The sequence below is a fragment of the Bacillus coreaensis genome, assembly GCF_050586445.1.
Taxonomy (GTDB): Bacteria; Bacillota; Bacilli; order Bacillales; family Cytobacillaceae; genus Robertmurraya_A; species Robertmurraya_A coreaensis.
In genome coordinates, this window is the sequence record NZ_JBOCCY010000033.1 from 1 (window position 1) to 1,177 (window position 1,177).

At 46.3% G+C, this 1,177-nt stretch carries 8 tRNA genes; all 8 read left to right on the forward strand.

Annotated elements, in window-relative coordinates:
- The first annotated feature begins 141 nt into the window (after nucleotides 1-141).
- The 8 genes from ACQ5H4_RS23280 (at nucleotide 142) to ACQ5H4_RS23315 (ending at nucleotide 972) form a co-directional block, all read left to right on the forward strand.
- Nucleotides 142-217: transfer RNA gene (locus ACQ5H4_RS23280), tRNA-Thr, on the forward strand.
- 8 nt (nucleotides 218-225) lie between these two features.
- Nucleotides 226-301, forward strand: a tRNA-Lys gene (locus ACQ5H4_RS23285).
- 30 nt (nucleotides 302-331) lie between these two features.
- Nucleotides 332-416 (forward strand) — tRNA-Leu (locus tag ACQ5H4_RS23290).
- Between the two features lie 34 nt (nucleotides 417-450).
- Nucleotides 451-525: transfer RNA gene (locus ACQ5H4_RS23295), tRNA-Gly, on the forward strand.
- A gap of 10 nt (nucleotides 526-535) precedes the next feature.
- A tRNA-Leu gene (locus ACQ5H4_RS23300) sits at nucleotides 536-624 on the forward strand.
- Between the two features lie 90 nt (nucleotides 625-714).
- Nucleotides 715-791: transfer RNA gene (locus tag ACQ5H4_RS23305), tRNA-Arg, on the forward strand.
- Nucleotides 792-803: 12 nt separating this feature from the next.
- Nucleotides 804-880 (forward strand) — tRNA-Pro (locus ACQ5H4_RS23310).
- Between the two features lie 16 nt (nucleotides 881-896).
- Nucleotides 897-972 (forward strand) — tRNA-Ala (locus ACQ5H4_RS23315).
- Nucleotides 973-1,177: the final 205 nt, after the last annotated feature.

Here is a 1,177-nt window from a genome sequence, read left to right on the forward strand (position 1 = left end):
GCTCAGCTGGGAGAGCACCTGCCTTACAAGCAGGGGGTCGGCGGTTCGATCCCGTCATCCTCCACCAAAAATTTTTCGCGAAGCGAAAATATTTATCCTTCACGTAGTGAAAATAACTATCCATTAATTTTAATTTTTTAAGCCGGCGTAGCTCAATTGGTAGAGCAACTGACTTGTAATCAGTAGGTTGGGGGTTCAAGTCCTCTCACCGGCACCACTTATACCGAGCCATTAGCTCAGTCGGTAGAGCATCTGACTTTTAATCAGAGGGTCGAAGGTTCGAGTCCTTCATGGCTCACCATTTTTCTTCAGTAATATAACTTATCAATATGCGGGTGTGGCGGAATTGGCAGACGCACTAGACTTAGGATCTAGCGCCGCAAGGCGTGGGGGTTCGACTCCCTTCACCCGCACCATAGTTTTTTACACTAGTAAAATAACTTTCTATATGCGGAAGTAGTTCAGTGGTAGAATACAACCTTGCCAAGGTTGGGGTCGCGGGTTCGAATCCCGTCTTCCGCTCCAGAATGTACTTGCCGGGGTGGCGGAACTGGCAGACGCACAGGACTTAAAATCCTGCGGTAGGTGACTACCGTACCGGTTCGATTCCGGTCCTCGGCACCAAGGATTTTTACGAAGTAAAATATCCAAAGCTTTTTGCGCTTGCAAAATAGCTGTCCTTAACACACTAATATAAGTAATCTTACAATGCATGCGCCCGTAGCTCAATTGGATAGAGCGTCTGACTACGGATCAGAAGGTTATGGGTTCGACTCCTTTCGGGCGCGCCATATTTGATTTAACGGGGAGTAGCTCAGCTTGGTAGAGCACTTGGTTTGGGACCAAGGGGTCGCAGGTTCGAATCCTGTCTTCCCGACCACTAACTTTATATTTATGGGGCCTTAGCTCAGCTGGGAGAGCGCCTGCCTTGCACGCAGGAGGTCAGCGGTTCGATCCCGCTAGGCTCCACCAAAAAAACTATTGACAACACAATTGAGTGCTGTTAATATAGTAAAGTCGCTTCTAAACGAAGTGATAATTGTTCTTTGAAAACTAAACAAATCATACGTCAACAAAAAAATGATTAGTGTTGAAAATACACTAGCCAACGTTTTAACTTTAAGAGCTAATCTTACTCTTTATTGGAGAGTTTGATCCTGGCTCAGGACGAACGCTG